The sequence below is a fragment of the Pseudomonas sp. Sample_24 genome (genome assembly GCF_004307605.1).
Taxonomy (GTDB): Bacteria; Pseudomonadota; Gammaproteobacteria; order Pseudomonadales; family Pseudomonadaceae; genus Aquipseudomonas.
Window position 1 is genome coordinate 1 of sequence record NZ_RCNW01000175.1, and the last position, 6,135, is coordinate 6,135.

Here is a 6,135-nt window from a genome sequence, read left to right on the forward strand (position 1 = left end):
TTCTTGTCGCTGATGTCGAGCATGTAGCGCACGCTGCGCAGTACGTCGTTATGAATCATGTGGGCAGTCCCGATTTTCAACTGTGGGCGTCGCAACCAGGCGCGACGCCGAAATGTGTGACGGCGTGAAAAGCCTTAGAACTTCTCTTTGCCAGACAGGTAGCGCCATTGTCCCAACGGCACTTTACCGATGGATACGCCACCGATGCGGATGCGGCGGATACCCACGATCTTCAGACCGACGGCCTGGCAGAACAGGGCGATAACACCCGGTTGCGGGTTTTTCATGGCAAAGCGCAGGCGGTTTTCGTTCTGCCAGCTGGCCTTGACCGGCGGCAATTCCTTGCCTTTGTAGGTCAGGCCGTGTTGCAAGCGATTGAGACCGTGCTCGACCATGTCGCCTTCGACTTCGACCACGTATTCCTGCTCGATCTTGTTGGAGTCGGCGGTGAGTTTGCGCAGGATCTTCCAGTCCTGGGTGAACACCAGCAAGCCGCTGGCGTTCGCCTGCAGGTCAGTGCTGGCGGTCAGGCGCTGGAAGTGGCCCTTGAGCGGACGTTTGCCGTAACGGTGTTCTTCGCTCAGCGTCTCGGCGCTGATGGTCGCCATGGCGGTGTCCGCGTCCATGCCGGCGGGCACGTTGAACAGAATGGTTACCGGTTCCGGGGCAGTGGCCTTGGCTTCTGGGTCCAGCTCGACTTTTTGTGCGCCGACTTTGAACTGCGGCTCGTCGATGACTTCGCCGTCGACGGTGACCCAGCCGCCTTCGATGAACAGCTCAGCCTCCCGACGGGAGCAGCCGACGAGTTCGATGAGGCGTTTGGAGAGACGAATCGGGTCAGTCATGACAGGGCCGTAACAAAAAAGGGGTGGGCATTGTACCTGCCTGGCGCCGGTTAAGCCCGGTTCCATTTGAGGTCGGTCGCAATTCCTGTGGGCGCTGGCTTGCCAGCGATTGCATCACCTCGGTGTATCTGGATTGACCGCAGCGTCCGCATCGCTGGCAAGCCCCACAGGGTTAATCTGGTGTGTCAGCCATGTTGTGAGCGTTGCTGGACCTGGCGCATGCGCATATGCAACAACGGATAGGGCTGTCCCATGCCATCGACTTCCGAGCGGCCGATCACCTCAAACCCTTGCTTGAAGTAAAACCCCAGGGCTTGCGGGTTCTGTTCGTTCACGTCCAGTTGATCGGCATTGAGGTTTTCCAGGGCATAACGCAGCAATTTCTTGCCCAGGCCCTGACCGCGGTGTTGCGGGTCAATAAAGAGCATTTCGACCTTGCCCGCCGCGACCCCGGCGAATCCGGTAATGCGCTGGTTGGCGTCCTTGGTGCAGATCAGCATGACGGCATCGAGGTAGCGGGTCAGCACCAGATTCTTCAACAGATTGATGTAACTGTCTGGCAGAAAGTCATGGGTGGCGCGGACCGAGTCCTCCCAGACCCGGGTCAGTTCTTCATAGTCACTCTGTTTCGGTGTGTGGATGACCGAATGTTGGCGCATGCCCGCCTGCTCCTTCTTTTAGCTACCGACTGTAAAAAGTGAGATTCCGTTCTTCACCAAACGATAGCCGTAAAAAAGCCCCGCATCTCGTCAAGAGAGCGGGGCTTTGCATAATTTTTGCGTTTAGATCTGTTCAGCCCACAGATCGTATTCGTCGGCGTCGGTCACCTTGCACCAGACTTTATCGCCCGGCTTCAGGTTGCTGCCATTGTCGATGAATACGTTTCCGTCGATTTCCGGAGCATCGAAGAAGCAACGGCCGACCGCGCCTTGCTCGTCGACTTCATCGACCAGCACTTCGATTTCACGGCCGATGCGCATTTGCAGGCGGGCCGAGCTGATCGCCTGCTGGTGCGCCATGAAGCGCTCCCAACGATCCTGCTTGACGTCATCTGGAACCACTTCCAGGTCCAGGTCGTTGGCCGGCGCGCCGTCGACCGGCGAGTACTGGAAGCAACCGACGCGATCGAGCTGGGCTTCGGTCAGCCAGTTCAGCAGGTACTGGAAGTCTTCTTCAGTCTCGCCCGGGAAACCGACGATGAAGGTCGAACGGATGATCAGATCAGGGCAGATTTCGCGCCAGTTCTTGATCCGCGCCAGGGTCTTGTCTTCGAACGCCGGGCGTTTCATCGCCTTCAACACTTTCGGGCTGGCGTGCTGGAACGGGATGTCCAGGTACGGCAGGATCTTGCCGGCGGCCATCAGCGGGATCAGTTCGTCAACGTGCGGGTACGGATAAACGTAGTGCAGGCGAACCCAGACGCCGAGGGTGCTCAGGGCTTCGCAGAGTTCGGTCATGCGGGTTTTCACCGGCGCGCCGTTCCAGAAACCGGTGCGGTATTTCACGTCGACGCCATAGGCGCTGGTGTCTTGCGAGATCACCAACAGCTCTTTGACGCCCGACTTGACCAGGCGCTGGGCCTCGTCAAGGACATCACCGACCGGACGGCTGACCAATTTGCCGCGCATCGACGGGATGATGCAGAAGCTGCAGCTGTGGTTGCAGCCTTCGGAGATCTTCAGGTAGGCGTAGTGGCGTGGGGTCAGTTTGATCCCTTGCGGCGGCACCAGGTCGATCAGCGGGTTGTGATCCTGACGCGGCGGCACGACTTCGTGCACGGCGTTGACCACTTGCTCGTACTGCTGCGGACCGGTCACGGCCAGCACGCTCGGGTGCACGTCGCGGATGTTGCCTTCTTCGACGCCCATGCAGCCGGTGACGATGACCTTGCCGTTTTCCTTGATCGCTTCGCCGATCACTTCCAGAGACTCTGCCTTGGCCGAATCAATGAAGCCGCAGGTGTTGACCACCACGACATCGGCGTCCTGATAGGTGGACACGACGTCATAGCCTTCCATGCGCAGCTGGGTAAGGATGCGCTCGGAGTCGACCAGTGCTTTGGGGCAACCCAGGGATACGAAGCCAACCTTTGGATTGGCCGGCGCAGGAGTGGTGGACATGTCTAACCTCGGTGTTTTGTGACGCCGCTTGCCGGGCTGGGCAAAACCGACGGACGGGCGCTTGAACTGCGCCTCTGATCAAAAAGTGCGCAATTCTAGCGGTGAGACGTTCACTTGACCAGCTTTATGCGGGGAAATACGACGAGTGCTGCGCTATGCTTCGCGCGGTTGGGCTTTACGGATTTTTTACAGTCAACAAAACGTCTGTAACGTAAAGTAAAAAAGCGCATGCTGCAGAAAAGTGCTTCATTCAAGAAGCCGGGTTTTGGTAATCAGGAGTGGTGGATGGGGCACGCAAGTAGTCAGGCAGGAGCGACCGGGCATTCGGCGGCCAAACCGATCGGCATGCTGGTTGCGGCAGTCGGGGTGGTTTATGGCGATATCGGCACCAGTCCGTTGTACACCCTCAAAGAAGTGTTCTCCGGCGCGTATGGTGTGCCGGTCAATCACGATGGCGTGTTAGGCATTCTGGCGCTGATTTTCTGGTCACTGATCTGGGTCGTGTCGATCAAGTACATGATGTTTGTCCTGCGCGCCGACAACCAGGGCGAAGGCGGGATCATGGCCCTGACCGCGCTGGCACGGCGAGCGGCGTCAGGGCATGCCAAGCTGCGTGGCCTTCTGGTGGTATGCGGGCTGATCGGTGCTGCATTGTTCTATGGCGACAGCATGATCACCCCGGCCATTTCCGTATTGTCGGCAATCGAAGGCCTGGGGTTGGCATTCGAGGGGATCGACCATTGGGTGGTGCCGTTGTCGTTGATCGTGTTGGTGGCGCTGTTCCTGATTCAGAGTCACGGCACCGCACGGATCGGCATCCTGTTCGGGCCGATCATGGTCACCTGGTTCCTGGTGCTGGGAGCGCTCGGTGTCTACGGCATCGTTCAGCACCCGGAAGTCCTGCAAGCGATGAACCCGGTTTGGGGTGTGCGTTTCTTCATCGTGCATCCGGGCATGGGCGTGGCGATTCTCGGCGCCGTGGTGCTGGCATTGACCGGTGCCGAAGCGCTCTACGCGGACATGGGCCACTTCGGTCGCAAGCCGATTGCCCGCGCCTGGTTCATCCTCGTGCTGCCGGCGTTGGTGCTCAACTATTTCGGCCAAGGCGCCTTGCTGCTGGGTGACCCGGAAGCCGCTCGCAACCCGTTCTACTTGCTGGCGCCAAGTTGGGCGTTGATCCCACTGGTAGGCCTGTCGACCCTGGCCACGGTGATTGCCTCGCAAGCGGTGATTTCCGGTGCGTTCTCCTTGACCCGTCAGGCGATCCAGCTCGGCTACATCCCGCGCATGCATATCCGGCACACCTCGAGCGCTGAACAGGGCCAGATCTACATTGGTGCGGTGAACTGGGCGCTGATGGTCGGCGTGATTTTGCTGGTGATAGGTTTCGAATCCTCCGGCGCCCTGGCTTCCGCCTACGGTGTGGCGGTGACGGGCACCATGCTGATGACCACTATTCTGGTGTCGGCGGTGATCCTGCTGCTGTGGAAGTGGCCGCCGATCCTTGCGGTGCCGATCTTGCTTGGTTTCCTGTTGGTGGACGGTCTTTACTTCGCTGCCAACGTACCGAAAATCGTGCAGGGCGGGGCATTCCCCGTGATTGCCGGTCTCGCATTGTTTGTCCTCATGACCACTTGGAAGCGCGGCAAGCAGTTGCTGGTCGATCGCATTGATGAAGGTGGATTGCCGTTGCCGATCTTCATCAGCAGTATCGCCGTGCAGCCCCCGCATCGGGTCCAGGGTACCGCTGTGTTCCTCACCGCCCGGCCGGACGCCGTGCCTCACGCTCTGTTGCACAACCTTCTGCATAATCAGGTGCTGCACGAGCAAGTGGTGCTGTTGACGGTGGTGTACGAAGACATCCCGCGAGTGCCGCCGAGCCGGCGCTTCGAAGTCGATTCCTACGGCGAGGGTTTCTTCCGGGTAATCCTGCATTTTGGCTTCACCGATGAGCCGGACGTGCCGAAGGCGCTGAAACTGTGTCATCTCGATGAACTGGACTTCAGCCCTATGCGCACCACCTACTTCCTCAGCCGCGAAACCGTCATCGCTTCCAAGCTCGAAGGCATGGCCCGCTGGCGCGAGGCACTGTTCGCCTTCATGTTGCAGAACGCCAACGGCAACCTGCGCTTCTTCAATCTGCCGTTGAACCGGGTGATTGAGTTGGGGACACAGGTGGAGATGTAAGACTGCAAGATCAAAAAGCCCCCCTTGCCTTGCGGCAGCGGGGGCTTTTTATGACGTATCCAAAGGCAGCGATAAACCCTGTGGGAGCGGGCTTGCCCGCGATGGCAGCGTGTCAGTCGACAGAGATGTCGGACGTTATGCCCTTATCGCGGCAAGCCTGCTCCCACAGGGATTTGTGTCGAGTTCAAGTAACGGTCATGAAAAAGCCCCCGTAACCGAAACGCTGCGGGGGCTTTTTTGCAAACGCTGCTCAGATCACTCCTGAGCCTCGGTTTCCTGCGCCTGGCGCTTCTTGATCACCCCCACCAGGCGCTGGGCCAGTGCCGGGTAGTTCTCGTCGAAATGGTGGCCGCCTGGCAGTTTGATGACTTCGCCCACGGCGCTCTTGTCGGTGCAGCCACTTTCATCGACTTCTTCTTCACCGTAGATGCACACCACTTTAGCGGCTGGCAACCTGGCCATTTCCGGGCCGGTGGCGGCTTCCTTGCCGGCGTTGCCGAGCCAGCCTTCGACTTCGATTTCGAAGCTGCCGGTACGGGCGAAAGCCAGCAGGATGATTGCGTCGACGCGATTCTGTTCCGATTCGGCCAGGCGGTTGTAGATCGCTGGCAGCACGTCGGCACCGAACGAGTAACCGGTGAGAATGAAGCGCTTGGTGCCCCATTTCTGCCGGTAGTGCTGCATCAGTTCTGCCAGGTCCAGGGCGCTCTGTTCCGGACTCTTGTGCTGCCAGTAGTAACGCAAGGTGTCGATGCCGACCACCGGGTAACCGATCTTGGCCATTTCGCCGGCGACATCGCGGTCCAGATCGCGCCAGCCACCGTCACCGGAGAGGAACAGGGTGACCGTGTCCCGGGCCTGGCCTGCGGGTACTTCAACCACCGGAATCTGCAGGCCGCCTGCCGCTTTGTCGCCGCCGACGAGGATCTTGCGCAGTTCGTTGTTCAGCACTTGCGGCAGGTTGATGTCGTAGTCGCTGATGC

Annotated in this window: 5 protein-coding genes; 1 reads left to right on the forward strand and 4 read right to left on the reverse strand. The window is 59.4% G+C overall.

The window, feature by feature from the left end; translation table 11 throughout:
- Positions 1-134: 134 nt before the first annotated feature.
- The 3 genes from D8V06_RS09005 to rimO form a co-directional block, all read right to left on the reverse strand.
- Entirely contained in the window at positions 135-845 is a 711-nt protein-coding gene (locus D8V06_RS09005) for an rRNA pseudouridine synthase (RefSeq protein WP_056856160.1), read from the reverse strand.
- Between the two features lie 185 nt (positions 846-1,030).
- Positions 1,031-1,504: a GNAT family N-acetyltransferase gene (locus D8V06_RS09010; protein ID WP_056856159.1), complete on the reverse strand. Its 474-nt coding sequence runs from the start codon at positions 1,502-1,504 to the stop codon at positions 1,031-1,033.
- Positions 1,505-1,627: 123 nt separating this feature from the next.
- Entirely contained in the window at positions 1,628-2,965 is a 1,338-nt protein-coding gene (gene rimO / locus D8V06_RS09015; RefSeq protein WP_003222282.1) for a 30S ribosomal protein S12 methylthiotransferase RimO, read from the reverse strand.
- Positions 2,966-3,250: 285 nt separating this feature from the next.
- Between rimO and D8V06_RS09020 the strand changes: the two genes are divergently transcribed.
- Positions 3,251-5,152, forward strand: coding sequence for a potassium transporter Kup (locus D8V06_RS09020; RefSeq protein WP_130930821.1), 1,902 nt, complete (start codon positions 3,251-3,253; stop codon positions 5,150-5,152).
- A gap of 255 nt (positions 5,153-5,407) precedes the next feature.
- Here D8V06_RS09020 and D8V06_RS09030 read toward each other — a convergent pair.
- A partial coding sequence (locus D8V06_RS09030; protein ID WP_130930822.1) for an AcvB/VirJ family lysyl-phosphatidylglycerol hydrolase occupies positions 5,408-6,135 on the reverse strand: 728 nt, incomplete at its 5' end.

Excerpts from the sequence above, each read along its gene's own strand:
- D8V06_RS09005 (WP_056856160.1), bottom strand. The coding sequence starts at position 845 with ATGACTGACCCGATTCGTCTCTCCAAACGCCTCATCGAACTCGTCGGC.
- D8V06_RS09010 (WP_056856159.1), bottom strand. The coding sequence starts at position 1,504 with ATGCGCCAACATTCGGTCATCCACACACCGAAACAGAGTGACTATGAA.
- rimO (WP_003222282.1), bottom strand. The coding sequence starts at position 2,965 with ATGTCCACCACTCCTGCGCCGGCCAATCCAAAGGTTGGCTTCGTATCC.
- D8V06_RS09020 (WP_130930821.1), top strand. The coding sequence starts at position 3,251 with ATGGGGCACGCAAGTAGTCAGGCAGGAGCGACCGGGCATTCGGCGGCC.